The sequence below is a fragment of the Bartonella sp. AA126HLJHH genome (assembly GCF_042197425.1).
Lineage (GTDB): Bacteria > Pseudomonadota > Alphaproteobacteria > Rhizobiales > Rhizobiaceae > Bartonella.
Genome location: NZ_JBHIRU010000140.1, coordinates 1 through 572, shown reverse-complemented (window position 1 = coordinate 572; position 572 = coordinate 1). Strand labels below are relative to the sequence as shown.

General features: G+C 45.6%; 1 protein-coding gene. It reads left to right on the top strand.

All coding sequences use genetic code 11. From position 1 onward, the window contains the following. A partial coding sequence (locus tag ACFIQC_RS10190; RefSeq protein ID WP_375707165.1) for a hypothetical protein occupies nucleotides 1-572 on the top strand: 572 nt, incomplete at both ends.

Here is a 572-nt window from a genome sequence, read left to right as displayed (position 1 = left end):
GTTCCTGGTCTTGTCCAAGCGGGCGGCACTTTAAATCTGGTGGTCGATCAACTCAATAACACGGCAGCGGAAGGTTCGATTACAGGGGATGCGCATTTTAAAGCACAAGCAGTTGAAGGCAATCCACTGGAGTCCTTAAGTGGTTTAACCGGGTCTGGCGCTCTCTTTACACCAAAAGTCGATCTCAATAATGCAGGGGAACTTGCTGAGGGGCTTCCTTTACCAAAACCCCAATCGGGTGGGGTTGGTGGCACGCTGCCCAATCAAAATTTCATTTATGAAACTAGAGCAGAATTTCTTGATGTCGGCAAATTTTATGGCTCAGCCTATTATTTGAACAGAATTGGTTACAATCCTGACAGAGAGATTTTTTTCTTAGGCGATGCTTATTTCGAAAAGCAGCTGATTGAGAAACAAATGCGTGATCTGGTCGGTCAAGGGTTGGGCAAAGGTTCCTTTATTCCTGGAAGTGATGCCATTGAACAAGTCAAAACTTTGCTGGATGTCGGGGCAGACTATGCAAAAGCACACAATCTCCCTTTTGGTGAGGCTTTGAGTGAAGAACAATTGGC